This is a genomic window from Exiguobacterium alkaliphilum (genome assembly GCF_018138125.1).
GTDB lineage: Bacteria > Bacillota > Bacilli > Exiguobacteriales > Exiguobacteriaceae > Exiguobacterium > Exiguobacterium alkaliphilum.
Window position 1 is genome coordinate 1,069,925 of record NZ_CP073101.1, and the last position, 25,997, is coordinate 1,095,921.

The 25,997-nt window shown below is 53.5% G+C and carries 31 protein-coding genes; 25 read left to right on the forward strand and 6 right to left on the reverse strand.

The window, feature by feature from the left end; genetic code table 11:
- Nucleotides 1-140 precede the first annotated feature (140 nt).
- The 3 genes from KB235_RS05560 to KB235_RS05570 all read left to right on the forward strand — a co-directional run bounded on the left by KB235_RS05560 (nt 141) and on the right by KB235_RS05570 (nt 2,982).
- Nucleotides 141-944 carry a nuclear transport factor 2 family protein gene (locus KB235_RS05560; RefSeq protein WP_211780683.1) on the forward strand — a complete coding sequence of 268 codons (804 nt, stop codon included), beginning with the start codon at nt 141-143 and terminating at the stop codon, nt 942-944.
- A gap of 13 nt (nt 945-957) precedes the next feature.
- Nucleotides 958-1,395, forward strand: a complete 438-nt coding sequence (bcp, locus tag KB235_RS05565; protein ID WP_081825801.1) for a thioredoxin-dependent thiol peroxidase — start codon at nt 958-960, stop codon at nt 1,393-1,395.
- A gap of 225 nt (nt 1,396-1,620) precedes the next feature.
- Complete coding sequence (locus KB235_RS05570) at nt 1,621-2,982, forward strand: alanine/glycine:cation symporter family protein (protein ID WP_211780684.1); 1,362 nt, start codon at nt 1,621-1,623, stop codon at nt 2,980-2,982.
- Nucleotides 2,983-3,020: 38 nt separating this feature from the next.
- Here KB235_RS05570 and KB235_RS05575 read toward each other — a convergent pair whose 3' ends face one another.
- The gene (locus KB235_RS05575) at nt 3,021-4,724 is read right to left on the reverse strand and encodes a methyl-accepting chemotaxis protein (protein WP_211780685.1); all 1,704 of its coding nucleotides are present in this window, start codon (nt 4,722-4,724) and stop codon (nt 3,021-3,023) included.
- Between the two features lie 217 nt (nt 4,725-4,941).
- Here KB235_RS05575 and gatC point away from each other — a divergent pair, with 217 nt between their 5' ends.
- From gatC to rlmD, 5 genes are all read left to right on the forward strand, one after another.
- Nucleotides 4,942-5,232: an Asp-tRNA(Asn)/Glu-tRNA(Gln) amidotransferase subunit GatC gene (gatC, locus tag KB235_RS05580; protein WP_024370560.1), complete on the forward strand. Its 291-nt coding sequence runs from the start codon at nt 4,942-4,944 to the stop codon at nt 5,230-5,232.
- Between the two features lie 10 nt (nt 5,233-5,242).
- Nucleotides 5,243-6,685: an Asp-tRNA(Asn)/Glu-tRNA(Gln) amidotransferase subunit GatA gene (gatA, locus tag KB235_RS05585; RefSeq protein WP_211780686.1), complete on the forward strand. Its 1,443-nt coding sequence runs from the start codon at nt 5,243-5,245 to the stop codon at nt 6,683-6,685.
- 12 nt (nt 6,686-6,697) lie between these two features.
- Nucleotides 6,698-8,128 carry an Asp-tRNA(Asn)/Glu-tRNA(Gln) amidotransferase subunit GatB gene (gene gatB, locus KB235_RS05590; RefSeq protein ID WP_211780687.1) on the forward strand — a complete coding sequence of 477 codons (1,431 nt, stop codon included), beginning with the start codon at nt 6,698-6,700 and terminating at the stop codon, nt 8,126-8,128.
- Nucleotides 8,125-9,189, forward strand: a complete 1,065-nt coding sequence (locus tag KB235_RS05595) for a diacylglycerol kinase (RefSeq protein ID WP_338032660.1) — start codon at nt 8,125-8,127, stop codon at nt 9,187-9,189. Before gatB ends, KB235_RS05595 begins: the two co-directional genes overlap by 4 nt.
- Nucleotides 9,190-9,283: 94 nt before the next feature.
- On the forward strand, nt 9,284-10,642 hold the full coding sequence (gene rlmD, locus KB235_RS05600) for a 23S rRNA (uracil(1939)-C(5))-methyltransferase RlmD (RefSeq protein WP_034817896.1): 1,359 nt from the start codon (nt 9,284-9,286) through the stop codon (nt 10,640-10,642).
- A gap of 96 nt (nt 10,643-10,738) precedes the next feature.
- On the opposite strand, the gene KB235_RS05605 is transcribed toward rlmD, so the two are convergent.
- Together KB235_RS05605 and KB235_RS05610 are read right to left on the reverse strand one after the other, a co-directional pair.
- Nucleotides 10,739-11,458 (reverse strand): Fic/DOC family protein, encoded by a 720-nt coding sequence (locus KB235_RS05605; RefSeq protein WP_211780688.1) that lies wholly within the window; start codon nt 11,456-11,458, stop codon nt 10,739-10,741.
- Nucleotides 11,458-11,646, reverse strand: a complete 189-nt coding sequence (locus KB235_RS05610) for an antitoxin VbhA family protein (RefSeq protein ID WP_024370554.1) — start codon at nt 11,644-11,646, stop codon at nt 11,458-11,460. The genes KB235_RS05605 and KB235_RS05610 overlap by 1 nt, the downstream gene beginning before the upstream one ends.
- Nucleotides 11,647-11,910: 264 nt before the next feature.
- Here KB235_RS05610 and KB235_RS05615 point away from each other — a divergent pair, with 264 nt between their 5' ends.
- Together KB235_RS05615 and KB235_RS05620 are read left to right on the forward strand one after the other, a co-directional pair.
- Nucleotides 11,911-12,384 carry a DUF7000 family protein gene (locus KB235_RS05615; RefSeq protein ID WP_211780689.1) on the forward strand — a complete coding sequence of 158 codons (474 nt, stop codon included), beginning with the start codon at nt 11,911-11,913 and terminating at the stop codon, nt 12,382-12,384.
- 230 nt (nt 12,385-12,614) lie between these two features.
- Nucleotides 12,615-12,989, forward strand: a complete 375-nt coding sequence (locus KB235_RS05620; RefSeq protein ID WP_211780915.1) for an iron chaperone — start codon at nt 12,615-12,617, stop codon at nt 12,987-12,989.
- A gap of 107 nt (nt 12,990-13,096) precedes the next feature.
- Here KB235_RS05620 and KB235_RS05625 read toward each other — a convergent pair whose 3' ends face one another.
- Nucleotides 13,097-14,056, reverse strand: a complete 960-nt coding sequence (locus KB235_RS05625) for a DUF5692 family protein (RefSeq protein ID WP_211780690.1) — start codon at nt 14,054-14,056, stop codon at nt 13,097-13,099.
- A gap of 201 nt (nt 14,057-14,257) precedes the next feature.
- Here KB235_RS05625 and KB235_RS05630 point away from each other — a divergent pair, with 201 nt between their 5' ends.
- From KB235_RS05630 to KB235_RS05645, 4 genes are all read left to right on the forward strand, one after another.
- Nucleotides 14,258-14,860 carry a TetR/AcrR family transcriptional regulator gene (locus tag KB235_RS05630; protein WP_211780691.1) on the forward strand — a complete coding sequence of 201 codons (603 nt, stop codon included), beginning with the start codon at nt 14,258-14,260 and terminating at the stop codon, nt 14,858-14,860.
- A gap of 96 nt (nt 14,861-14,956) precedes the next feature.
- Nucleotides 14,957-15,964 carry a tRNA dihydrouridine synthase gene (locus tag KB235_RS05635; RefSeq protein ID WP_211780692.1) on the forward strand — a complete coding sequence of 336 codons (1,008 nt, stop codon included), beginning with the start codon at nt 14,957-14,959 and terminating at the stop codon, nt 15,962-15,964.
- A 70-nt stretch (nt 15,965-16,034) separates the two neighbouring features.
- The gene (locus KB235_RS05640) at nt 16,035-16,544 is read left to right on the forward strand and encodes a hypothetical protein (protein ID WP_211780693.1); all 510 of its coding nucleotides are present in this window, start codon (nt 16,035-16,037) and stop codon (nt 16,542-16,544) included.
- Nucleotides 16,545-16,678: 134 nt separating this feature from the next.
- Nucleotides 16,679-16,849, forward strand: a complete 171-nt coding sequence (locus KB235_RS05645; protein WP_211780694.1) for a hypothetical protein — start codon at nt 16,679-16,681, stop codon at nt 16,847-16,849.
- Nucleotides 16,850-16,892: 43 nt separating this feature from the next.
- Here the strand turns inward: KB235_RS05645 and KB235_RS15815 are convergent, their stop codons facing one another.
- The gene (locus KB235_RS15815) at nt 16,893-16,946 is read right to left on the reverse strand and encodes an excalibur calcium-binding domain-containing protein (RefSeq protein WP_420842160.1); all 54 of its coding nucleotides are present in this window, start codon (nt 16,944-16,946) and stop codon (nt 16,893-16,895) included.
- 146 nt (nt 16,947-17,092) lie between these two features.
- Between KB235_RS15815 and KB235_RS05655 the strand changes: the two genes are divergently transcribed.
- The 8 genes from KB235_RS05655 to KB235_RS05690 all read left to right on the forward strand — a co-directional run bounded on the left by KB235_RS05655 (nt 17,093) and on the right by KB235_RS05690 (nt 22,309).
- Nucleotides 17,093-17,743 carry an SIMPL domain-containing protein gene (locus KB235_RS05655; RefSeq protein WP_211780695.1) on the forward strand — a complete coding sequence of 217 codons (651 nt, stop codon included), beginning with the start codon at nt 17,093-17,095 and terminating at the stop codon, nt 17,741-17,743.
- Complete coding sequence (locus KB235_RS05660) at nt 17,740-18,162, forward strand: hypothetical protein (protein WP_211780696.1); 423 nt, start codon at nt 17,740-17,742, stop codon at nt 18,160-18,162. The genes KB235_RS05655 and KB235_RS05660 overlap by 4 nt, the downstream gene beginning before the upstream one ends.
- Before the next feature lie 89 nt (nt 18,163-18,251).
- Nucleotides 18,252-18,722, forward strand: coding sequence for a flavodoxin family protein (locus KB235_RS05665; RefSeq protein ID WP_211780697.1), 471 nt, complete (start codon nt 18,252-18,254; stop codon nt 18,720-18,722).
- Nucleotides 18,723-18,830: 108 nt separating this feature from the next.
- Nucleotides 18,831-19,232: a hypothetical protein gene (locus KB235_RS05670; RefSeq protein WP_034817909.1), complete on the forward strand. Its 402-nt coding sequence runs from the start codon at nt 18,831-18,833 to the stop codon at nt 19,230-19,232.
- A 77-nt stretch (nt 19,233-19,309) separates the two neighbouring features.
- Nucleotides 19,310-20,422: a M14 family metallopeptidase gene (locus KB235_RS05675; protein WP_211780698.1), complete on the forward strand. Its 1,113-nt coding sequence runs from the start codon at nt 19,310-19,312 to the stop codon at nt 20,420-20,422.
- Nucleotides 20,407-21,171 (forward strand): alpha/beta fold hydrolase, encoded by a 765-nt coding sequence (locus tag KB235_RS05680; protein ID WP_211780699.1) that lies wholly within the window; start codon nt 20,407-20,409, stop codon nt 21,169-21,171. The genes KB235_RS05675 and KB235_RS05680 overlap by 16 nt, the downstream gene beginning before the upstream one ends.
- Nucleotides 21,172-21,421: 250 nt before the next feature.
- On the forward strand, nt 21,422-21,850 hold the full coding sequence (locus KB235_RS05685; protein WP_021066516.1) for a CBS domain-containing protein: 429 nt from the start codon (nt 21,422-21,424) through the stop codon (nt 21,848-21,850).
- 63 nt (nt 21,851-21,913) lie between these two features.
- A complete protein-coding gene (locus KB235_RS05690) occupies nt 21,914-22,309 on the forward strand; it encodes a DUF2251 domain-containing protein (RefSeq protein ID WP_211780700.1) in 396 nt (131 codons plus the stop codon).
- A 424-nt stretch (nt 22,310-22,733) separates the two neighbouring features.
- Here KB235_RS05690 and KB235_RS05695 read toward each other — a convergent pair whose 3' ends face one another.
- On the reverse strand, nt 22,734-23,936 hold the full coding sequence (locus KB235_RS05695) for an MFS transporter (RefSeq protein ID WP_211780701.1): 1,203 nt from the start codon (nt 23,934-23,936) through the stop codon (nt 22,734-22,736).
- 255 nt (nt 23,937-24,191) lie between these two features.
- On the opposite strand from KB235_RS05695, the gene KB235_RS05700 reads away from it, so the two are divergent.
- The 3 genes from KB235_RS05700 to KB235_RS05710 all read left to right on the forward strand — a co-directional run bounded on the left by KB235_RS05700 (nt 24,192) and on the right by KB235_RS05710 (nt 25,992).
- On the forward strand, nt 24,192-24,521 hold the full coding sequence (locus KB235_RS05700; RefSeq protein WP_200881502.1) for a winged helix-turn-helix transcriptional regulator: 330 nt from the start codon (nt 24,192-24,194) through the stop codon (nt 24,519-24,521).
- Between the two features lie 80 nt (nt 24,522-24,601).
- Complete coding sequence (locus tag KB235_RS05705) at nt 24,602-25,105, forward strand: cupin domain-containing protein (protein WP_211780702.1); 504 nt, start codon at nt 24,602-24,604, stop codon at nt 25,103-25,105.
- Nucleotides 25,102-25,992: an aldo/keto reductase gene (locus KB235_RS05710; protein WP_211780703.1), complete on the forward strand. Its 891-nt coding sequence runs from the start codon at nt 25,102-25,104 to the stop codon at nt 25,990-25,992. Before KB235_RS05705 ends, KB235_RS05710 begins: the two co-directional genes overlap by 4 nt.
- Nucleotides 25,993-25,997 lie beyond the last annotated feature (5 nt).

Consider the following 25,997-nt stretch of genomic DNA (forward strand, 5'->3'; position numbering starts at 1 on the left):
TTAAGCGCTTACGTCTGTATTGTATCGAAAAATCAAGGGAAATCCTAGTGAAACAATTTTCCAGAAAAGCGTGTCGTTTTCGCTCAAAATCAAGTCATGATAGGATAAGGACAAGAGAGGTAACGGGAAAGGATGATTGGATGAAGAAGTGGATCCTTCCGCTTGTGCTCGTCGTGATGCTCGGCGCGTGCGGCAACGGGGAAGAGCAACCGGCCGAAGAAGTGAAACGACCGCTCCCGGAAGCGGTCGAGACCGTCTATGCGGACTATCAGGAAGCGCTTCGACAAGGTGACGCCGAGGCGCTCGCCGCCCTCGATTATGCGGGCGAACGGACCGATATCCCGGCGACCGGTGCCGTGACGCGTGAGCTTTCCCCTGGGGACATCTATGAGAGTTGGGTGAACGAGGCCGGAGACGTGGCGTATCTCGTTCACGAGATGGAAGACGCGGACGGGAATGAACTGCCGAACCGGTTGGCGAAAGTCGCCATCAAAGACGGAGAGGACTGGAAGCTCGTCGTGACACCGGCCGTGCTCCCGATTGACGTCATCGGCGAGGTCGGCGAGTTGTTGACCGGCATCGAAGCGAACGAGTACGGGGTCAACCCGGAAGCGAACGCCCGTCTCGCTGACGTACCGGAAGACGAGGCCGGCCCGATTTACGACCGTGTCAACGCGCAGACGGACTATGTCGCGCTCGAAGCGGACAACAACGTCTTCCTCCTGTTGTCGGAGACGCTTACCGTCCCGGAGAACCAGCAAGTGATGGTCGACTATTTCGAGGCGTACGTGAACTGGTATGATGAACAGGAAGACGGGTTACGCGCGGCGGCCGCGACGGAAGACCCGGTCGAGTATTTGGAAGTGCTCGAGCCGCTCAAACAAAAACTAGAACAAGCCATCGACGGCTATGACGAACGACTCGTCGATCCGTCGTTCGGTTAAGGAGGAAACGATGATGTTAGCACCGACATTCACATTACCGAACCAAAACGGGGACATGATCTCGCTTGAACAGTATCGCGGCCAAAAGGTCGTCCTCTATTTCTACCCGAAAGATTCGACGCCGGGCTGCACGACCGAGGCGTGTGACTTCCGCGACGCGATGCCGAAACTGTCAGGCGCCGTCGTCATCGGCATCTCGGCCGACAGCCAGAAGAAGCATCAAAACTTCATCAACAAGCACGAGCTCCCGTTCGACCTGCTCGTCGACGCCGACCATGAAGTGTCGGAGCTTTACGGCGTCTGGCAATTGAAGAAGAACTACGGGAAAGAGTACTACGGCATCGTCCGTTCGACGTTCCTCATCAATGAGGACGGCTATATCGAACAGGAGTGGCGGAGCGTCAAAGTGAACGGGCACGTCGACGAAGTCGTAGCGGCCGTCACGTCATAAGTTTGAATCGGTCTCCTAAAAAGGAGGCCGTTTTTTTGTAGATATCGTTTACAATTTGATGTCAATCTCCTGTGATGGATGTCCACGTATACGAACGTCTCAGCCCGTTTGTGACAAGTTGTTTACACGAGAAGGAGGGGATTTTGCGGTGGGATGAACTTGACGGGTATGTGAATCTTCTGAAAAATGGGAAGGGCAACGGTACGACATAGGGGGAACGGACAGATGACACAATTTGAGAACTGGTTAACGGCGTTATCGGACCTTGTCTGGGGTCCACACTTACTTATTTTATTGATTGGGACGGGAATCTTTTTGACCGTCCGACTCGGCTTCATCCAAGTGACGCGACTTGGGTTCGGCTTGAGAGAGGCGTTCATCCCGAAAGCGAAAGCTGAACAGAAGAAGCAACGCGGAGACATCACCCATTTTCAGGCACTCATGACCGCGCTCGCCGCGACGGTCGGGACCGGGAACATGGTCGGGGTCGCGACGGCGGTCGTCCTCGGTGGGCCGGGCGCCATCGTCTGGATGTGGCTATCGGGCTTTATCGGCATGGCGACGAAATACGCGGAGGCCATCCTTGCCGTCAAATATCGTGTCGTCGATGAGCGGGGCGAGATTGCCGGCGGACCAATGTATTACTTGGAGCACGGGTTGAAGAAGCGTTGGCTCGGCATGACGTTCGCCTTGTTCGCGGCCATCGCCGCGTTCGGGATCGGCAACGGCGTCCAGACGAACTCGATTAGCCTCGCGCTCAACACGTCGTTCGGCGTCCCGATGATTGTGACCGGGCTCACGCTCATGGTGTTGACGGCGTTCGTCATCCTCGGTGGCGTGAAGTCGATCGGGAAAGTCGTCGGCGTGTTCGTGCCGGTCATGATTTTCGCCTACGTCGGCGGTGGTCTCACCATTCTCGTCATGAACTTCGAGTTGATTCCGTCGGCGTTCGCGACTATTTTCGCGAGCACGTTCAGTGCCGAAGCAATCGGCGGTGGGGCGCTCGGGGCCGCGATTCGATACGGTGTCGCGCGCGGCGTGTTCTCGAACGAGGCCGGACTCGGTTCGGCACCGATTGCTGCCGCGGCCGCAAAGACTGATTTCCCGGGACGACAGGCGCTCGTCTCGATGACGCAAGTGTTGATCGATACGCTCATCGTCTGTTCGATCACGGGCTTGACGATTGTCATGAGCGGGCAATACGCGAGCGGTCTGCAAGGCATCGAGTTGACGCAAGCGTCGTTCGCGTATTTCCTCGGACCGGTCGGCGAGCTGATCGTCACCATCTCGCTCGTCTTCTTCGCCTTCTCGACAGTGATCGGCTGGTGCTACTACGGGGAACGATCGATTTATTACTTGTTCGGCGAGCGGTCGATCGTGCCGTATCGTGTCCTATACATCGTTGTCGCCGGACTCGGCGCCATGACGACGAATTTGAACCTCATCTGGGCCATCTCGGACGTGTTCAACGGGTTGATGGCAATCCCGAACTTGATCGGGTTATTGTTCTTGTCCGGCGTCGTCGTCGCAGAGACGAAAAGGTTCGAGTTGGAACGACAGAAAGAGTTGCGGAAGTCCATCGCTTAATCAAAATGGAAGCCTCCTTCACAGGAAGCTTCCATTTTTTATACTTTGAATTGGCTAATCAGTTCGTTCAACTCGTCCATCTTTTGTTGCGACATCTCGGTGGCACGGTTCAACTCCCCGAACCGGTCGACCGAGAGCGTCACTTTCTCGGCAATCTCTTGCGTGCCGAGCGCGCCGTTGTTCACTGTGACGGCGACATCTTGGATGACAGAAATCATGTTCGACGTCAACTGTTCGAGCTCGGTCGCGGCATCGGCGAACTCGGAAGCGGTCGTCTCGAACCGTCCCGCGTCCGCGCTGTACTGTTCGGCCGCCTCTTCGAGTTGGTCGTAGTCTTTGACGACGTTCGTGTCGAGGAAGGAGAGCATCTCGCTCGACGTCTCGTTCAGATGGTCTACCGACTGGAGCACGGTCGCCGAGATGGCTTGGATCCGTTCGACGGTCGAGCGGCTCGTCTCGGCGAGCTTTCGAATCTCGTCGGCGACGACGGCGAATCCGCGGCCCGCTTCACCGGCACGCGCGGCTTCGATTGAGGCGTTCAAAGACAACAGGTTCGTCTGGGCGGCGATGTCTAGAATGTCGTTCGTGAGCGTCGCAATCTCGCGGACCGCCTTCGCGTCTTGCATCGCCCGCTCTAATCGTTGTCGGGTCGAATCGAGGACGTGGAGAGCGGACGATTTCGCTTCGACGGCATGGCCACGAAGGGCGACGGCCCGGGCATCGACCCGTTTCGCCTCGTCTTTTCGTTCGGCGGCCATCGAGACGATGTGTTGGAGCGTCCGTTCCATGTCGGAAGCCGAAGCGTTCATTTCCTGGGCGCTCGCGGCCGTCTGTTGCATGCCGGCCGTCAAGTCCTCGGTCGTCGCGGCCGTCGTCGTCATATACGTGTCGAGCGCTTTTAGCTCTTCATACGTGTTGGCCGACTGTGCGGCGACACCGCGAGACACGTCGTTCACTTGCAGGATGAGTTGACGCAAGTTGGCGATGAATTGGTTGAAGTCGCGTGCGAGCCCCGAAAACTCGTCTCGGCGCTTCACCGGAATTGCCGTCGTCAAATCGCCTTCGCTCGTCGCGAGTTCCCGTATCTTTACTTTGAACTCGTTGAGCGGTTCGAAGATGGAGCGGAAGATGAACAGCATCATGAGCACGGTGAAAATGGCAGCGGCGGCTAGGATGACGATGAGCGTGAGCTGTACTTGTTCAAACAGCGCCTCGCCTTGTTCCGTGTCGGAGATGATGGCGTCACGGTTCAAGTTGACGAGAAGGCCGAGCGTGTTCGACAGCGCATCCGCACTCGGCGTCGCCGTGTCGCGGATATAAGCCTCGGCCTCAGCTTGGCCTTCCTCGTTTGAGATGCGCAATAGTTCCGTGATGTTCGTTTGAAACGTCGTCCACTGCGTCTCGGCCTGATCGAACAGTTCTTGGTCAGCTTGTGTGATGATCGTCGATTCATAGCCGCTCATCCGTTGCTTTAAAATCGTGACGCCCGTCTCGACGTCGCGCTCGACGTTCTGTTTCGTCACTTCGTCCTCGACGAGAGCGTGTCGAATCAGATGGCGCCGTATCTCGAGCAACTGTTTGTCGACTTGATGAATCTGGTCCATGCCTGGCACCCACGACACGGTCATATCTTCTTGTGCGGCCTTCGAGGCGTTCAAGGCGTATAACGCATAACCGCTCACGCCGAGCAACAAGACGAGCAAGACGGTGAACGCGGCAATCAGTTTATTCCGGATTGACATAGTGATCCTCCCCATATGTACAGTCTTCTCTTTAAGCATAAGGAGATTGGGCGGTTCATCGAATAGCCGTTTTTGGAAACGAGTCAATGTTCGGGTCAGATTTCCCATGTTTGTAAAAAATGAAGCTGATTTTTACCGGATTGGATTTTCTTTTTTGTCTTATGAAATAGTGGTATGATAAGGAACGATGTATGAAACCATGTTGGAGGTGTGAAGATTGACTCGAATCACAGAAGATGAAGTACGGCACGTCGCCGGACTCGCCCGCCTTGCGATCACAGATGACGAGGTGACGCACTTCACGGAGCAATTGACAAAAATCCTCGAGTTCGCGGAGCAACTCGATGAACTCGATACAACGGGCGTCATCCCGACGACCCATGCCCTAGATTTGAAAAACGTACTACGCAAAGACGAGGTCCGCCCGTCGCTTCCACGCGAGGAAGTCGAACGGATGGCACCTGATTGGGAGAACGGCCAAGTCCGCGTCCCAGCCGTCTTTGAATAAGGAGGCCCCTATGAGTTTATTCGACCACGGTGTAGCGAAGCTACATACCTTATTAAAAGAAGGCGAGGTCACGGTGACGGACCTCGTCAAAGAATCGTTCGACCAAATCGAGCGCACGGATGAGAAAATCGGTGCGTTCTTGACGCTCAACGAGGATGCGTTCGAGCAAGCAAAACGGATGGACGACCTCGCGAAGACAGCGGACAACCCGCTCTTCGGATTGCCGATCGGCGTCAAAGACAACATCGTCACGAAAGGGATGCGGACGACGTGTGCCTCGAAATTCCTCGAGAACTTCGTCCCGGCCCATGACGCGACGGTCGTCGAGCGTCTCCATGACGCCGGTGCCGTCACAATCGGGAAGCTCAACATGGACGAGTTCGCGATGGGCTCGTCAAACGAGAACTCGGCGTTCAAAGTCGTCCGCAACCCATGGGACCCGACCCGCGTACCAGGTGGTTCGTCAGGCGGTTCGGCCGCGACGGTCGCGGCCGGACAAGTCCTCTTTAGCCTTGGCTCGGATACGGGCGGTTCGATTCGTCAACCGGCGGCCTATTGTGGCGTCGTCGGGATGAAACCGACGTATGGTCTCGTCTCACGTTACGGCCTCGTCGCCTTCGCCTCGTCGCTCGACCAAATCGGTCCGCTCACACGTACGGTCGAAGACAACGCCTACTTGTTGAACGCGATTGCCGGGCATTGCGAGATGGACTCGACGTCATCGACGGTCGAGCTTCCGGACTACACGAAGTCGCTTCACGGCGACATCAAAGGCTTGAAACTCGCACTCCCGGAAGAGTTCATGGGGGAAGGCGTATCGGACGGTGTCCGTAAACAAATCGAGGAAGCGATCGAGACGCTCAAGTCGCTCGGTGCGACGGTCGAGACGGTATCGCTCCCGACGGTGAAATACGCGCTCCCGACATATTACTTGCTCGCTTCGTCTGAAGCATCTTCGAACCTCGCCCGCTTCGACGGCATCCGTTACGGACGCCGCGCCGAGGCCGACGCGCTCGAAGAAGTGTTCACGTACTCGCGTGAGCAAGGGTTCGGCGAAGAAGTGAAACGTCGCATCATGCTCGGAACGTACGCCTTGAGCTCTGGTTATTACGATGCCTTCTACAAGAAGTCGCAACAGGTCCGAACGCTCATGAAGCAAGACTTTGAAAAAGTGTTCGCGAAGTACGACGCCATCATCGGGCCGACTGCTCCGACGATTGCGTTCAAACTCGGCGACCAGCTCGAAGACCCGCTCACGATGTACGCTAACGATATTATGACGATCCCCGTCAACTTGGCGGGCGTCCCGGCCATCTCGGTCCCAGCCGGTCTGTCAGAAGGACTCCCGGTCGGTCTTCAAATCATCGGGAACCATTACAGTGAACCAACACTCTACCGCGTGGCCCATGCTTTCGAACAAGCAAACGGCGGTTTCAAAATGCCACAGCTTTAAGGAGGACGTACGATGAACTTTGAAACGATCATCGGGATCGAGGTGCACGCCGAGCTGAGCACGAAGTCGAAGATTTGGTGTGGCTGCTCGCGCACGTACGGTGCCGAAACGAATACACAGACGTGTCCGATTTGTCTCGGACACCCGGGCGTCTTGCCTAAATTGAACGAAGAGGCGGTCAACCTTGCCATCAAGGCCGCGATGGCACTCAACTGTGAAGTCGCGACCGATACGAAATTCGACCGGAAGAACTACTTCTATCCGGACACGCCGAAAGCGTACCAAATCTCGCAATTCGACCAGCCGATTGGCTTCAACGGTCACGTCGACGTCGAAGTCGACGGCGAGATGAAACGGTTCCGCATCGAGCGGGTCCACCTCGAAGAAGATGCCGGGAAGATGAACCACACGGGTGAGAAGCATTCGGTCGTCGACTTCAACCGGACCGGCTCACCGCTCATCGAGATCGTCAGTGAGGCCGACATGCGCTCACCGAAAGACGCCGTCGCGTACCTCGAGCGCTTGAAAGAAGTGCTCTCGTTCGCGGGCGTCTCGGACGTCAAGATGGAAGAAGGGTCGCTTCGTTGCGACTGTAACATCTCGGTCCGTCCGTTCGGTCAAGAACCGTTCGGGACGAAGACGGAACTCAAAAACTTGAACTCGTTCTCGAACGTGTTGAAGGCGCTCGAGTATGAAGAAGACCGTCATCGCAAACTCCTCATCACGGGTGGCGTCATGCGTCAAGAGACGCTCCGTTTCGACGAGGCGGGGAAGAAGACGATTCTCATGCGTGTCAAAGAAGGCGCGGCCGACTATCGCTACTTCCCAGAGCCGGACCTCGTCCGTCTCGAGATTGACGAGGCGTGGAAAGATCGCATCCGGGCGACACTTCCGGAACTGCCGGCGGCCCGTCGCGAACGCTACATGAGCAATTACGGCTTGTCGGCGTATGACGCGAAGGCGCTCACGTCGACGCGTGAGTTCTCGGACTTCTTCGAAGCGACGACGGCGGCCGGTGCCGAGCCAAAAGCCGCGGCGAACTGGCTCATGGGTGAAGTGCTCGGCCACTTGAACAAGTCGGACGAGACGATCGAGACGATGAAACTCACACCGGGCGCGCTCGCAGAGTTGATTCGTTTGATTGGAGACGGTACAATTTCTTCGAAGATCGCCAAGCGTGTGTTCACGGCCATGATGGAAGAAGGCGCCGAACCGAAAGCGTATGTGGAAGCGAACGGCCTCGCTCAAATCTCGGACGAGAACTTGCTTCGCGGCTACATCCTTGAGTTGTTCGAGGCGCATCCGCAAATGATTGAAGACTTTAAGAACGGGAAAGACCGGGCGAAAGGCTTCATCATCGGGCAAATCATGAAACAGACGAAAGGGATGGCGAACCCGGCACTCCTCGATGGCTTGTTCCACGAAGAGATTGCCAAACGCTGACGAAGCGGCGAGGCACTTGTGTCTCGCTTTTCGCTCGATATGAGCAAAGGGAGAGAAAGAGTATGCAACGGAAACGTGCGCGGGTCATCTATAACCCGACATCAGGAAAAGAAGTGATCAAACGGGAGCTCCCGTACATCTTGAACCGCTTAGAGGATGCGGGTTATGAGACGTCGACGTACGCGACGAAAGCGATTGGTGACGCGACGCAGGAAGCCGTCCGGGCCGCTGCGGCCGAGTTCGATTTGATTATCGCGGCCGGCGGGGACGGGACGCTGAACGAAGTCATCTCGGGCCTTGCACCGCTTGAGACACGTCCAACGATCGGGCTCATTCCGGTCGGCACGACGAACGACTTCGCCCGTGCGATGCGTATTCCTTTGAGTGTCGTCGGGGCGCTCGACGTCATCTGCGACGGCTTCGAGATGCCGGTCGACCTCGGTGAGATTGAAGGCGAGAAGGGTGACATCCACTACTTCATCAATATCGCCGGCGGCGGCATCATGACCGAGCTGTCATACGAAGTGCCGTCGAAGTTGAAGACGGCGCTCGGCCAGCTCGCGTATTACGTCAAAGGGATGGAGAAGCTACCGCTCATCAAACCGACGTATATCGAACTCGAGCACGACGAAGGCACGTTCAGCGGCGAGGTGATGATTTTCCTCACGTCGAACTCGAACTCGGTCGGTGGTTTCGAGAAGATTTCACCACACGCGTCGCTGAACGACGGCTTGTTCGACTTGTTCATCTTACGTAAATGTAACTTGTTCGAGTTCATCCATGTCGTCCGTCTGTTGCTCCGTGGCGAGCACTTGACGAGTCCGCTCGTCGAGCACTTCAAGACGAGCCACGTCCGGATGAAGACGACGGAGCCGATGAGTCTCAACATCGACGGCGAGTATGGCGGGGAGTGTACCGGTGAGATGCGGAACTTGTTCCGTCACTTGACGGTGCTCGCGCCGAACGCGCGCATTCGCGAGATGGAAGAGCTGAACGCCCAATATGAGCGCGAACAGATGATTAAACAGCTGTTCAACGTGTCAATCGAGAAAGCAGAATGAGTCGGCTCGGCGTGGCGCACACGTCGAGCTTTTCGTTCGCCTCGAACGGGTAACGGTATATACAGGAATTTTTGAATCGAGAAAGGAGAGGCACATGCTACCAGTTAAAAAGAATGACCGTCTTGACGTCGCCATCCACGACCTGACCCATGAAGGGGCTGGCGTGGCGCGCGTCGACGGCTACACGTTATTCGTCCCGAACGCGCTCCCAGGCGAGACGGTCGAGATCGTCGTGACGAAGACGAACAAACAGTACGGGTTCGCCCGCTTGATCGATGTGAAACAAGCGAGCGCGGATCGCGTCGAGCCGCCGTGCCCAATCTTTTATCAATGCGGGGGCTGTCAGCTCCAACATTTCAGCTATGACGGCCAGCTCCGTCAGAAACGGGACCGCGTCGTCGATGCGCTGAAGCGACTCGGCCAGTTCGACGTGCCGGTCCACGAGACGATTGGCATGCCGGAACCGTGGCGTTACCGCAACAAGGCGCAAGTGCCGTTCAAGCAAGAAGGGGGCCGTTTAGTCGCCGGCTTCTATCGCCCACGTTCGCACGACATCGTCGAGATGAAGGAGTGCCTCATCCAAGACGAGCGCAATGACGAAGCGGTCCAAGTCGTTCGTGACGTATTGGAAGCACACGGCGTCCCGGCCTATGACGAGAAGACCGGACGCGGTGTCATCCGTCACGTCATGGCCCGGTACGGATACCATTCAGGCGAGTTGATGATCGTCCTCATCACGAAGACGTCGAAAATCAAAGGTGTCAACGAGATCGTCGCCGACATCGTGAAGCGTCTCCCGGACGTGACGTCGATCATGCAAAACGTCAACCCGGACAAGACGAACGTCATCTTAGGGTCGACGAATAAGTTGCTCTATGGCCATGAGACGATTGAGGACAAGATCGGTGGCCTGACGTTCACGATTTCTCCGCACTCGTTCTTCCAAGTCAACCCGGTCCAGACGGAGAAGCTGTATGGCAAGGCGCTCGAATACGCGCAACTGACCGGGACGGAACAAGTCGTCGACGCCTATTGCGGCATCGGGACGATCAGTCTGTTCCTCGCCCGGAAAGCGGCGCACGTGTACGGTGTCGAAGTCGTGCCGGAAGCGATCGAGGACGCGAAACAGAACGCGCTCGTCAATGAGATTGATAACGTGACGTACGCGTGCGGCGCGGCAGAAGACGTGTTGCCGAAATGGAAGAAAGACGGGATTAATCCGGACGTCATCGTCGTCGACCCGCCGCGTAAAGGCTGTGCTGAGTCATTCCTCGAGACGATGGTCGAGATGGCACCGAAGCGAATCGTCTACGTGTCGTGTAACGTCGCGACGCAAGCGCGCGATATGCGTTATCTCGCGGATCGCGGTTACAAATTAGTCGAAGTCACACCGGTCGACATGTTCCCGCATACGGCGCATGTGGAGACCGTGGCGTGGATGGAAAAAGTATAATAAAAACCCTTAGCTTTTCCGTTTTCATACGGTTCAGCTAAGGGCTATTTTATTGCCTTAATAATTAAAGCGCCTTTATAATCTTTGGGCTAGAACTCACGATTCATCGTAGTCTGTAGAGAACGGCTTCTCTTCATAGTTAGAAACGTTGTACGATCCAATTGTGCGATATTTTTCGGGAGAGGAATCGTTCTTTGCCAACTTGTTAGAGACATCAGTGGCCAAAGCGTCATTTATAATTCTGTGTAAATAGCTCGGGTCTGGAGCTTCGTTGATGGCAGCCATGACAAGTGCATTTCTAAGGTAACCGGCATTATTGGAAAGCAGTTCTGCATTAAAAGGCAAATTATGATGTTGAGCAAAAAGTTTCATAAAAACAGAAACAGTGCGGGTGTTCCCTTCATGGAAAGGATGGACCCGCCACAAGTCTGTCATTAGCTTAGCGAAATAGACAGGGAGGCGTATATTTTTATGCTCCCATTTGATTTCTTGTTGCCAATCAAAAATAGACTCTAAATTTGTTCGAATATGATTAGAATCACTATAGATCACAGACAAACCGTCCAAAATTCGCTCATGTTTATAAATATTGATTGAACGAAATTCACCGGCCCACTCATACAGTTCATTAAATAGATGTCGATGGAGTTGTTGCAAAGAATGATAACTATCGAAATCCACTTCCGAAATGAATGACTCTACTTCTAATATGTTTGCAATGATGAGCTGTGCTTCAACAGTAATCAGTTGTTGTTCGTCAGTAATCCCAAGCTTATTTATAAGCACACTCGTGTTGGGGTATACGTAAGGATCCATTAGGATTGACGTGCTTTCGTGTACTTCTCCATAATGGCTTGCTTAAACTGGGCTGAAGTGATTTCGCCATCTTCATATCGCTCCAGCAATTTTTGTGTAAAAGGACTTGGTTTTCCCCCATCGATTGCGGCCATACCAACTGCAAATTTTACTTGTTTTTGACGTTCGATATATGAGTTCTGATCCATTTTTTTCACCCTTTTCACTTCGATTAACTTATTAGTAATTATATCATACACGACGAACTATAAAATCGTGTGCAACTTCTCGCGATTAGTATGAACTCGAAGGCAGCGGACGAGGCTTTGTGAAGAAAGTGCTGTGTTTCAATTGACGAATGTCTGAAAAGAATAACAATCATTCAGCGTGAACAAGGGAATAAGATAACGATTGAACGTCATATGGAGAAGGGGGCGGGTTATAAAATTGATCAGCGAAGGAGGGCACTCGGTTTGAAACCATTGACTGAGTTGATTCAAGCATATACGTCGACCGTCAAACAAGGAGACATGCCGCTCGCGTATCGAGGTATCCTTGAATTTCTAGGGCACCTGCGATCTCGTTTCATGAAGAGTGGATACGAGGTGAGCGGTCTGTACCCAGGCTATATGGATATGTCTTACGTATCGGTAAACACATCGTCTTTGAAAGAGAGAGGGCTTAAAACCGCAGTTGTCTATCTCCATGGTACAGAGTGCTTTGAGGTGTGGTTGTCCGCTCGCAATAGGACACTGTCGGAACAGTACGCGACCACGTTTCAAACAGTACAAGGCTTCCATAACGATGAAAATCTAGATGCCATTCTTGAGCGCGCATTGACATCTTCTCCCGATTTTGATGAGCCGGAGCAGTTGGCTGAATTGATTGAGCGGGAAGTCGAACGGTTCATTCAAGATGTGGAAACAATACTCGAGGGAGGGCGCTGATGGATTGGATGGCCGAAGTAGAAATGAGACTGAAGCGAGGCAATCAACTTCTGTGTGCGAAAGACAATACGTTTTTGGAAACATCCGGCAGACGGGTATTTGATTCCTATAGGAGCGACAAATCTCTATAACCTGGTTTTGTCGCACGCTGTCAGTCAACGTAAGGCGCACCAGTAGAAGCAGCAAGGAAGGGTTGGTCAAAAACAGGATATGAGGAGATCGTGTAAATGATGAAACAGACTAAAATGACAACTGTAGATGAATACATTTTACAATTTCCTGTTGAGGTTCAAGCAATCCTCCAGACGCTGAGGAAGTCAGTAAAAGACATCTCCCCTGAGGCAGAAGAAAAGATGAGTTACCAAATGCCCACGTATTATTTAAAAGGTAATTTGGTGCACTTTGCAGCATATAAAAATCATATTGGATTTTATCCAACTCCAGCAGGCATCGACGCTTTCAAAGATGAGTTATCCGACTACAAAAGTGCAAAAGGTTCTGTTCAGTTTCCGATTGATAAACCGATTCCTTTCAAATTAATAAAGAGGATAGTTGAGTTTAGAGTGAGTGAGATGAACGGTGACGCCGTAAAAAATATAGAGTGACCGAGATATCAGCTTTATTTCCTGCCCACGAGATCGAAGTCGGTTGAAGTTACTAGAGAACTACGCGAAAACATGCAAAAAGACGGGCATTGAGGCCCGTCTTTTGTTTACAACACTTTACCGATCGCGGTTTCCCGTTCAGGAACTGCATCTTCACGCATCGCGTTGATTTCTTTATACTCGTTCGTATCTTTCCACAACTCGTCTTTCAACGGATTGAGTTTGTATTTGACGATCCGTGTCACTTGCCAGACGGCGAGGACGACGTTCAGTGCTAGACTAACAAGGGCAAGGGTCCAGTTCGCTGCCGGATTATACGACACGCTGACGTTAAACGTGCTGCCGACGGCGAAGAAGTAAGGGAACGTCATGACCCACATCATCCAAAACGATAGCGTTTGGGCACGGTTTTGCATCCATGTCCCTTTCGCCCAAAGAAGGGCAGGGACCGTCGCGGCGATGTTCAAAGCAAAGCCTGAGTAGAACGCGTTGCCCGGTGCGCTTGAATAGACGTAAGCGATATTCCAAATGCCGTACGCGACAATCCATAGCTTCGTTTGGTCCGGCCAAAGCATGTCTTTCTTCTTACCTGATGTGGCGAAGATGCCGACCCAGCCACAGATGAGGAGCAAGTTCAAGATCCCGGCGACGGCGTTCACATAGTTCCAGCCGCCCGAGATGTATTCCATCCCGTCGACCATTCCTTCAAACCCCATGATGCCGACTTGGAACTCCCGGACGACGGCCTCGGCGATGTTGAGCGCTAAAATTCCAGGCACGAGGATCAGGTACCACGGATGTTTCTTATGATAATCCGTGAAGCGGATGACCATATAAATCAAACTACCGGCTAATGCCGAATACACTTTCACCCAATGGAACCATGAGGTGATCTCAGGGTCGGCGGTGAAGACCCAAATCGGGGTCAAGGCAATCGGTACGACCATAAACATGAAGATACTGGCTTTTTTACTAGACCGGACGATTTCATTCAACCCGATCAACAAGCCGAACACGACGAACCACATCGCGACGTTGTACCAAGGAATCGATTCAAAGAAGAACATACGTAACGCCCCTTTCATTTTAAAGTGTAGTGGAAAAAATGATTTCTAAAACATACCGAACGTTCGTTATGTTTATGTGAAAAGTATAACAAACTTAAGAAAGCGTTGTCAATCGAGTTTGGGACGTCACAGTGACATGTCATAAATCCGTCAAATCATTATGATATAATTAGCCATTATTGTGTGAGGAGCGTCGAGCAGATGATGAACGAAGGAAAGCAAAAAATATTAGAGGCGGCGCGAGCGACGATCGTCGAACACGGGATTCAAGGAACGACGCTTCGGGGGATTGCCAAGCGAGCGGGTCTGAGTACGGGTGCCATCTATCATTATTACAGTTCGAAAGAAGCAATTCTGTACGATGTGATGGATGAAGGGCTAGGAGAGATTCGCCGGATCGCGACCGTGTCTCTTGAAGATCAAAAAGAAGTGAAAGAAATCATTCAAGAAATTTTTGCTGGGATGCAGGACCGATTAAAAAAAGATGCGGAGAATCGATTACAGTTTTACTTGGCCCATGAGGCGATGCTCGGGAACGAGGAACTACAACTCAAGTTCAAGCAAAAGTACGAGGATTGGATCAGTCGGGTGGAAGCCATCTTCGTGCGGGCATACGGCGTCGAGCAAGGTCCCTCAACACGAGCGGTCGCCGCGTGGACGATGGCGGCAATCGATGGGATGGTGTTGCAGACGTTGCTGCAAACGAACGTCGTCGCGGTCGAGCATACGGATCGCGTATTGGAGTACTTGTTGCAAGACGGGTTTGCCCATTTCTTCAAAATCATTGAGACTGGACGGGGCTAAAGGAATTTGGAAGTATTGTCAGTTGATACATTCTCCCGTCCATAATAAGATAGATAAAGTGATTTTGTTGGATTGACTACGAAAGGGAATGATTCTATGAAAGAAAACTTCTGGCGCGATTTGCCGCGTCCATTCTTTATACTTGCCCCGATGGAAGACGTGACCGATGTCGTCTTCCGCCACGTCGTCGCCCATGCGGGACGTCCTGACGTGTTCTTCACCGAGTTCGCGAACTCGGACAGCTACTGCCATCCGGAAGGGAAAGGCAGTCTGCGCGGACGCTTGACGTTCACCGAAGACGAGCAGCCGATGGTCGCCCACATTTGGGGTGATAACCCGGACTACTTCCGCGAGATGAGCATCGGCATGGCCGAGATGGGCTATAAAGGCCTTGACATCAACATGGGTTGCCCGGTCCCGAACGTCGCTAAGCGCGGTAAAGGGAGCGGACTCATCCTTCGTCCCGACGTCGCGGCGGAACTCATCCAAGCGGCGAAAGCCGGCGGCATCCCGGTCAGCGTCAAGACGCGTCTCGGCTTCGCGAAGCTTGACGAGTGGCGCGACTGGTTGACGCATCTCTTAAAGCAAGACATCGCCAACTTGTCGATTCACTTGCGCACGCGCAACGAGATGAGTAAAGTCGATGCGCACTGGGAGATGATTCCGGATATCGTCAAATTGCGTGACGAGATTGCACCGGATACGCTCATCACGATCAACGGTGACATCCTCGACCGTCAGATGGGGTTAGAACTCGTCGAGAAGTATGGCGTCGACGGCGTTATGATTGGTCGCGGGATTTTCAAGAACCCGTTCGCGTTCGAGAAAGAGCCGCGTGAGCATTCGATGGAAGAACATCTTGACTTGCTTCGCCTCCAACTCGACTTGCAGGACAAGTTCCAAGAAGAAGTGCCGCGTTCGATTTCAAACTTGCACCGCTTCTTCAAGATTTACGTGAAAGGGTTCCGCGGGGCGAGTGACCTCCGCGTGAAACTCATGGACACGAAATCAACGAACGAAGTGCGGGCGCACCTCGATGCGTTCGTCGAGAACTATCATAAAGAAGAAGCCGCGCTTGCCGAGGCGGCGTCGACAGTCGAATAAGTTTTACCGGGATTCAGTGTCTACTGAGTCCCTTTTTTTGTAAAATGAGAATAAGGAAAGAGGTGGAGCAATGGACATCCGAGAATTATTGAATGGTGGAGATTTGCGCTCGATTGGCCACGTCGACGCGGTTGTCGCTTTCGTCGGCAACGACCCCGGCCGATTCAACGAATTGATGACCGGCTTGACCGATGACCGTCCCGTCGTCCGGATGCGGAGTGCGGACGCGATTGAGAAACTGACGCGCCGTCATCCGGAGCTGCTTCAAGCGCATCAGGCGTCTTTGTTCGAGCAACTGCATCGCGCCACCCAACAAGAAGTGAGGTGGCACTTGGCGCAACTCATGCCGCGGATGACATGGACAGAAGAAGAGGCGGCCGAGATCGTTTATGTGCTCACCGGTTGGATTGGCACCGAGACGAGCGCCATCGTCATCGTGAACTCCCTGCAAGCACTGTTCGACTTGAGTATGTTCCATCCACGCTTCCGGGACGAAGTCGTTGCCTTGCTCGAAGCAAATCTGGAGTCGGGAAGTCCGGCCGTGAAGAGCCGCTGTAAAAAATGTTTACGTGATATGTGACTGATGTTTCTGTACTCTGGTTTATGAAGGGGTAGAACTCGTTAAAGGAGCGATTGCATTGGACGATTTAGCATATGGTGGCGTTCATGATGGAGCGGACGCGTTGAGACAGAAGCAAGAAAGGGGTAAATATTATGGCAACTAATCAATGGCGTGAATCTGCCGTCGGATTAGGGCTTGCGTTCGGGTCTTCGTTCGGAGTCATCCTCCCGCTCATCTTCGGGTTCGAACTCGTATATGGAATCGTCATTGGTGCAGCTGTGGGCTGGATTGTCGGAACAGTAATTTCGTTTCAAGCCAAATAATAAAACGACCGCTTCTCATAAAAACGGTCGTTCCAGAACATAATTATTTACATGCCCAACCGTCTTTGTTACGGTCCATGCTCGGCCGATAAGCCAGGTGCTACATCTAAAACAGGCCGAGTGGGAATAATAAAATCAGTGTAATGATGATGACGCTCGTTCGTTCAAAAAAATTGCTTGTTCAACGTAGTAGGACGGAAGACATAACGATGTAGCTTCGCCAACAACGAAGGGGGAAATCAGATGGAACGCACAATCACTGTCAAAGGTACGGGGAAAGTATCGGCCAAGCCCGATTTGATTGTCGTAAGGATGGATGTCACCACGCGGGCTACGCGGTACGAAGAGACGATGAATGAGGCGGCGACCGCAATCGCACGACTACAAAAAGCGATCGAGAAGGCAAACTTTGAGAAGGCGGCTTTAAAGACGACCGACTTCTCGATCGACACAGATTACGAGAGCTATCGTGACGAGGACGGCAATTATAAATCACGTTTTCGTGGGTACGTCTGCGTGCAAAAGACGAAGCTCGAGTTTCCGCTCGACACGAAACAGTTGTCCGCGGTCATCGAACACGTCAGCAACTCGATGGCGGAACCGAAGCTGTCCATCAACTTCACAATCAAAGATGTGGATGCGGTTCAAGACGAATTGCTCGCGAATGCGGCGGCGAACGCGCGGCACCGGGCCGAACTGTTGGCGAAAGGGGCCGGGGCGACGCTCGGTGAGCTGCTTCAAATCGATTACACGTGGGGTGAACTGCACGTCTTCTCTCCGACACGCCTGACGTTCAGTGAAGACATCCTCTACTCGCAAGAACGGATGCCAGAACTCGAGCCGGACGACATCGACTTGAGCGACAACGCGACGTTCGTCTGGGCACTCACATGAGGCGCGTCACGTGGCTCGTCGTCATGTTGCTGTCGATCACCGTGTCGGTCCATGCGCTGTCGTGGGCGTATGCGTTCGTCGTCTTGGACGGACGGGTGTACGAAGTGATGGACGTCGCCGTGTTGGAGTCGGACTTAGGTGACGTCGTCGGTGAGGTGAAGACGATGGCGGACGATATGGACGGCAGTTATTACGGGGACGCCTCGAACATGTATCCACTTGGAACGAAATATCGTGCTGTGGACGGGGAGTCGATTGAGGATGTGATTGCGGTCGAGGACGAATCGGGGTGGAAGCGGGCCGAGTATCGCCATGACGCACCGTTCAGCTTGCGTGATTATCTCGATACGGTCGCGTATGTTGCGCTCGGGATTGGATTGTTTGTATTCGGGATGAACCGAGTGAGGAGAAAGAGATGAACTTGCCTGAATTAGGATAGTCGTGCGGCCAAATCGGGAACAGATTGATGTAGCGGGAAATACGTCTTAAGAAGAGAGAAGGGACAGCCATGAAGATTCTCATCATCTATGATTCGATGTACGGTCACACGGAAAAAATCGCCCATGCCATCAAAGACGGATTCGGGGAACTGCATCAAGTCAGGGCCGAACAAGTCGGTCACATCGGGTACGGGGACTTGGCGAACTTGGACTTACTCGTCGTCGGTTCGCCGACGCACGGCGGAAGGGAGACCGAGGACGTCAAGACGTTCTTAGACGGCATGTCTGACCATGCGTTACGCGGGATGCGAGCCGCTGCGTTCGATACGAGCATGGCCGAGGAAGACCAGGGCTTTTTCGTCGGGAAGATTGTGAAGTGGTTCGGGCACGCCTCGACACGAATCGAACGGTCTCTGCTTGAAAAAGGCGCGGAACCGGTGTTGAAAGAATCGTTCCTCGTCCTCGGGAAAGAAGGTCCGCTCAAAGACGGAGAACTTGAACGGGCTCGTAACTGGGCCAATCATTTGTTTGAGAATTGAGTGAACGCATTCCAAACGGAGTGCGTTTTTTCTGTGGAGGGAGAGTCGATTCCTTTTGAAAACGGGTAAATAGAAGTATGGCTTTTTCTCTAGATAGGAGGGAGAACGATGAAAAAATGGGAACGTGATGTCCTCGTCGGTTGGATTGTCGTCTTGCTCATTTTAGTCGCTCACTATGTAATCACCATCTCACTCGGGAATAGCTACTTCGCCGAAGCGACGTTGAACCGGATGCTTTGGTTCTCGAGCTTCCCCGCCTTCTTGATCGCATTCGGTGCGGCGTTCTTCTTGAAGACCGGAACGCTCACGCTCGCCGTTCGCCGAGGCGTCATTTGGACGGCCGAACTGCTCGTCGCCTTCGCCGTCGTCGCCTGGCTCTTCCGCTCGTTCAATGCGTTGTTTGAGAGCCCGGGTGCGTATTGGTTGTTCGGTGCCGTCTTGCTCGCCCCGCTCGTCTACTTGTTCGAGTTCCGACGGCAACACCATAATCGAAAGGCTCGGACACATTAAGCGCCCCCGAAAGGAGGCGTTTTTAGCATGCGACGGAATGGGAATTGGATAACAGAAGACACGAGGAGGGATGCAACATGAGTCATTATTTTTCAAGTTCCTATGAAGAGTCGCGCGAGAAGTTTCTCGGCTTGCTCGACACGGTGAAACACTATTATCCGAGCGCGCGGTCGATGTCGCACACGATTGAAGAAGGCACGATCGACGTCATCATCGGGGAACCGCCGGGCTCGCGCGAGGTGGTGCTCCTCATGACGATTGGGGAGCACGGCATCGAAGGGTATGCGGGAGCGGCCGTGACGCATCAGTTCGTCGAGACACAGCTTCAACACGTCCGGCACGAGTCGACCGGGATCTGTCTCATCCACGCCGTCAATCCGTGGGGGATGAAGCATTTTCGCCGCGTCAACGAGCATAACGTCGATTTGAACCGGAACTACGTCATTGACCGGGAGTCACTCCCGCGAAACGTCAACAAAGAGTATGAAGTGATGCGCCACCTGTTCGTCCCGGACGGTGTGATTGACGACTATCACGAGGCACGGGAACACATCTACTCGTTCCTCGGCTCCGGTATCAAGCTCGAAGGGTTCGAGGCGATGAAGGAAGCGAAAGGCATGGGTCAGTATCAGTTCCCGAAAGGTGTCTATTACGGCGGTGAGGCCGATGAACCGTCGGCCATCTTTATAAAAGAAGTGCAACACGACCTGCTCGAGCGCTACGACCGCGTCGTCCATATGGACTGGCACACCGCACTCGGCCCGACGAACGAAGTGACGATGGTCGTCAGTGAACGGGACGGCCGTGACGTCGACACGTTGAAACAGACATACGGGCTAGCGAACGTTCAAACGTATGACCCGCAGGACGTGCTCGGGGATTCGACGAACCACTTCTATTACGTCCGCGATACCCATTATCCGGACAAACGGCTCGTCTCGGCATTGTTCGAGTTCGGTACGTTCGGGACGTCGACGAAAGCGACGATTCGCGAATTTTTGACGATCATTCTGGAGAATCGCCTCTATTTCGAAGGGACGAAAGACCCGACGGCGCGTAACGAGATTCGTAAAGAATTTATGGCCATGTTTTATCCGGAAGATGCGGCGTGGCGCGAGGCCGTGCTTGTGGAAGGTGCAAAAACGGTCGAGTACGTCTTGCGGGCCGAGGAGCTGTGGCGCGCGCGTTGACAGGTTTTCACTTCAACAAAACGGGAAAAGTCGCTTGTGGGCAACAACGGCTCAACACGAATCATCGGAGGTCATACAATGGGGAACTATATTACCGCTACGTCGGGATTGACTATCGCGGCTACGGCAAATCGGATGCCCCGGCAACGGGCTACGATTACGCGACGATGGCATCTGACGTGCACATGGTCGTCAACGGGCTCGGGGTCAAGGACTTCACGCTCGTCGGCTTCTCGATGGGTGGCGCGATCGCCATCCGCTACGCGGTCGACTACCCGGACGACGGCTTGAAGAAATTAGTGCTCGCCGGAGCCGCCGCGCCGGTGTTCACACAGCGTCCGGACTATCCGTACGGGATGACGAAAGAAGAAGTCGACGCCTTGATTCAAGACACGTTGCAGGATCGTCCGAAGATGCTCGAAGGGTTCGGAGAGATTTTCTTTGCGAAAGAACACTCGAAACCGATGCAAAACTGGTTCCATCATCTCTCGCTCGTCGCATCAAGCCAAGGGACGATCGCTTCGGCGAAGGCGTTGCGCGATGAGGACTTACGCGACGATTTGCAACATGTCGCGGTCGAGACGCTCATTATTCACGGTGTCCATGACAAGATTTGCCCGTTCGAGTTTGCCGAGGAGATGGAAAAAGGTATCCCGAACGCACGCATCGAACGGTTCGAAGAGAGCGGGCATGGGACGGTGCTCGATGAGATGGAGAAGTTCAACGAGACGTTGTTGCGATTCATTTGATGGGACAAGGCGCCTGATTTTGGGCGCTTTTTTTTACGTAACGAGGCGGATAGCACAGTTTTGTTTCGGGTATACATAATGTGGGAGACACGTCGTCGGATTTGGTCATCCGGCAAGCGTTTTCAATCAAAATGAATAAATCGATGAAAGGATGGTGAAACAATTGTGGGGAGCGACCATTTATTGCGGTCGTCCGCACGATTCATGGTACAATGATGGGGTGGATTAACAGATTGAGGAGAGATTTGAGATGAATATCGCTTTCTTTTTATATCCGAAAGAAGACGTCAAATATTTAGACCCGGAGTCGACGGTACGCCAAGCGCTCGAGAAGATGAAACATCACCGTTTCACCTCGGTGCCGCTCGTGTCCGAGAACGGCTTTTACGCCGGAACGATGACAGAAGGGGATTTACTCTGGGCACTCGCCGAACAGCTTCGCGGGGAAGAAGATTACGAAAAAGTGCTCCGGACACGTCTGAAAGACATCAAGCAACGCGTACGCTATAAACCGGTGGCGATCACGGCGCAAATCGAGGAGCTCGTCGATGCGATCACCGATCAAAACTTCGTGCCGGTCGTCGATGATGGCAAGTATTTCATCGGTATTATCCGGCGCCGTGACATCATCGAGTATTACTCGACGAAGTTACAACAGCTCGAGAATAAAGTGAATTGAACTGGAAAGCCAAGTCGTCTCATGACTTGGCTTTTCTATTGTTCGCAATAAGGGGGATTCAAGATGAATGAAAAAGAAACGTTTGTGATTGAGTCGGTCTCACCAAATGAGCGCTACGTCTGTGTGTTTGAGGACGACGGGGAGACAGGGTATGTTTATTTTTGCCTATTGAACGATGCGTTAGAGATGGAAGGGGTTGCGGATGCGCTCTGGATTTACGATCAAATTTCACCACCAATTGAAGCGTGTGAAGAAGTCGGGTTCGCCTGGGACGATCGTTCGTCGAAAGTCGCGTTCATCGTGGACGGAGAATGTTGGGGGATGTTGGATTTGAATACGAAGCGGAAACTCACCGCACCGCGAGAACATAACGTTATCGTCTCGCTCCCGATTGAACTATGGGAGGCAGGCATCCCGGTGTCAGAGGGAGAGCCCCTCCAAATGAAGGTCGAACGCTGACATTCATGAAAAGCTTTTTGATATACGCAGTCACCATCGCTTTGTCCATTTTACTTCTATATGGCTACAATCTGTTTGTTCCGAAGAACCTCCTGACATTCATGATCGGCCTCCCGATTTATGTAAGTATCATTCTTTGGGTCGTACGTCTGTTTGAGCAAAAGCAGGGCACGTTTTAATGCTTTCGGGGATGCAAGTTTGTCCGGAGAATGTTTACAAACATTGGAGACAGGCGGCGAAGTACGCGATAAAACAAAGAGACGACTTTCTCATATAGGAAAGTCGTCTCTTTTTGGCATGTTTCTTTTACGAAAGTGGCACGAAATGTGGAAGCATTCATTTTTTGAGCTCATCGATGACTGCGTCGGTCAATCGTTCTTCATCAAATCAAACAACAAATGGATGATTGATTATGATGTCCCGTTTATTTTGCCTCCAAACGACGTGAGACAGCGGTCAAGATAGCAGCGAGTATGACCATGAGACCACCAATCCATGGCGTATGGACAAGACCAATCGAGTCCGCAACAATTCCCCCGATCGTCGCACCGAGTGCGATGCCGATGTTGAAGGCGGCGATGTTGAGCGCCGACGCGACATCGACCGCGGCCGGTACATATTTTTCAGCGAGTGGTACAATATATAGCTGAAGTCCAGGTACGTTCATGAAGGCGAGCAGTCCCATGAACATGATGGCGATGAGGCCCGCGACTTTGAACGGAATCATGAACGACATGACGATCATGACGGCCGCGTGGACGATGAACATATAGAACAACGCCTTGGCCGGGTCTTCATTGGCGAATTTACCGCCCGCCCAGTTGCCGATGGCGACAGCGATTCCGTAGACGAGCAGGACGATACTGATCAAGCTCGGACTGATGTTCGTCACGTCCTGTAAAATCGGTGTCAAATACGTGAAGGCGACGAACGTGCCGCCGTAACCGAGCGCGGTGATCAAGAAGCCGAGTAGGATACGGCCGTTCGTGAGCAATTTCAACATATCCGAGAACTTCGCCGGCAGTGACTGTTTCAAGTCGTTCGGGATCAAGAAGAAGCTGGCGATGATTGAGACGACCCCGAGTGCGGCGACGGCGAAGAACGTGGCGCGCCATCCGACCGCCTGCCCGATGAATGTGCCGAGCGGGACGCCGGTGACGGTCGCGACCGTCAAGCCGGTGAACATGAGGGCGATGGCACTCGCCTTCTTTTGTGGCGGGACGAGTTGGACGGCGATGGTCGCCCCAATCGAGAAGAAGACCCCGTGAGAAAAGGCGGTGATGAACCGGGCGGCGATCAGCAGTTCAAAACTCGTCGACAGGGCGGAAACCAAGTTTCCGATAATAAAGACGACCATGAGTGTCATGAGTAGCGTCTTGCGATTCATCCGGTTCGTGAGCGCGGTTAAAATTGGTGCACCGAGGGCGACGCCAATCGCGTAACCGGAGATGATGAGACCGGCGAGCGTGATGCCGATATTCAAGTCACTGGCGATGGAGGCGAGCAGTCCGACTGGAACGAACTCGGTCGTCCCGATGCCGAAGGCGCTGATGGCGAGGGCGAGCAAGGCCAGCCCCCCGTTTTTGGGTGCCTGTTCGTCGACAGGCTGTGTGTATGGTTGATTCATGAGTCATTCCTCCTAAAAATGGTTGATGAGACGAGGGCCCTTCGTCTCGAGGCAGCTCGAGCATCTCAATCTCCTCTATTGTCCAGTACGGTCGAAAAAGAACCTTACTGTCTCAAGAAGCAGTTACGGATGAGATGGACTTGTATAACTGAGCTACAGTTGCTATCATAAGTCCAGCGAATTCAGTTGGGAAGTACGCACTTTCAAGTACGATAGGCACCGAAAAGTACCTACCCCGGCCCATAAGGAGGAACCATCATGCCATACAACATCCCGGTCGAGGCGACGCTCGACGTCATCGGCGGCAAATGGAAAGTCGTCATCATGTGTCATCTCATCAAAGGCGAACGCCGGACGAGCGAATTGAAAAAGCTCATGCCGAACATCACGCAAAAAATGCTCACGCAACAATTGCGCGAGCTCGAGGCAGATGGGGTCATCATCCGCACCGTCTATGAACAAGTTCCACCGAAAGTCGTTTACTCGCTTTCGGACTACGGATGGTCGCTCCAACCGATTTTGGATGCGATGTGTGCGTGGGGAGAGGGACATATCGAACAGACAGGCGAAGACGTCATCTCCTAATCAATCGGTCGCACAATAGGGTGCGGCCGTTTTTTGTTGGCTCAACTCGGGTACAGTCACAGAGACAAGGAGGGGACAACATGGAAGTGAAAGCGTATCGATTTGAAGATGACGGTTCAATCCCGAACAACCCGTATTTTCCGGTGTTGTTATATAAAGAAGCGTTCGCCGAGACCGATGCCATCCAATCGACGTTCGAGAACAACGGTTGGGGCAACAGCTGGGTGAACGGGGTGTTCGACTATCACCATTATCACAGCAACACGCATGAAGTGCTCGGCGTGAAGTCAGGACGGGCGACGGTGCAGCTCGGCGGGGCGACGGGGGATCTCGTCTCGCTCCAGGCGGGAGATGTCTTGATTTTGCCGGCAGGGACCGGTCACCGCCGATTGGAGGCGAGTGAAGACTTCGCCATCGTCGGGGCGTATCCGGACGGACGCGACTACGACACGTTGACGGGGAACCCGGAAGAACGGCCGGACAGCGTGAATCGAATCGAAACGATTGCCAAACCGGAGACCGACCCCGTGTTCGGGACGGCCGGTCCGTTGCATACCGAATGGAACAAGGAGGAGACGACATGAACCGCATTCCACATTCATTGATTTTAGCGACCTTGAAGCAACAGGTCGTCACGTTACCGGACGGGCGCGAGGTACGTACGCTCGGACAAGGCACGTGGCGGATGGGTGACGACGACTCAAAACGAAAAGCTGAGATTGAGGCGCTCCAAACGGGGCTCGATTGCGGGTTGCACGTCATCGACACGGCCGAGATGTACGGGGAAGGGAAGGCCGAGTCGCTCGTCGGCGAAGCGATTCGAGACCGGCGCGACGACGTCTTCCTCGTCTCGAAAGTGTATCCACATAACGCCGGCGGCGACAAACTCGTGCAGGCGTGTGACGCCACGCTCGAGCGGCTCGGGACGGACTATCTCGACCTGTACTTGCTCCACTGGCGCGGCGACATCCCGCTCGAGGAGACGGTCGACGGGCTCGAGCGGTTGAAGGCGGACGGGAAGATTCGGGCGTGGGGCGTCTCGAACTTTGACGTCGACGATATGAAGGAGCTGCTCGCCTTGCTGAACGGGAAGCATTGCGCGGTCAACCAAGTGCTGTATCACCTCGGCAGCCGCGGCATCGAGCACGACTTGCTGCCGTTCCACGAAGAACAAGGCATCCCGGTCATGGCGTATTCACCGCTCGCCGAAGGAAGCGATGTGAAGGAGAAAATCTTTAACGACGAGACAGTGAACCGGATCGCCGAGGCGTATAGTGCGACACCAGCTCAAATTCTGCTCGCCTGGACGACGCGGAGCGGCAACGTCATCGCCATCCCGAAAGCAGGGCAGGCGGCGCACGTCGAAGAGAACGGCGCGGCGATGCTCCTCAACTTGAGCGAGGACGATTTAGATGCACTCGACGAAGCGTTCCCACCGCCGAGCGGGAAAGAACCGCTCGATGTGATTTGACGAAA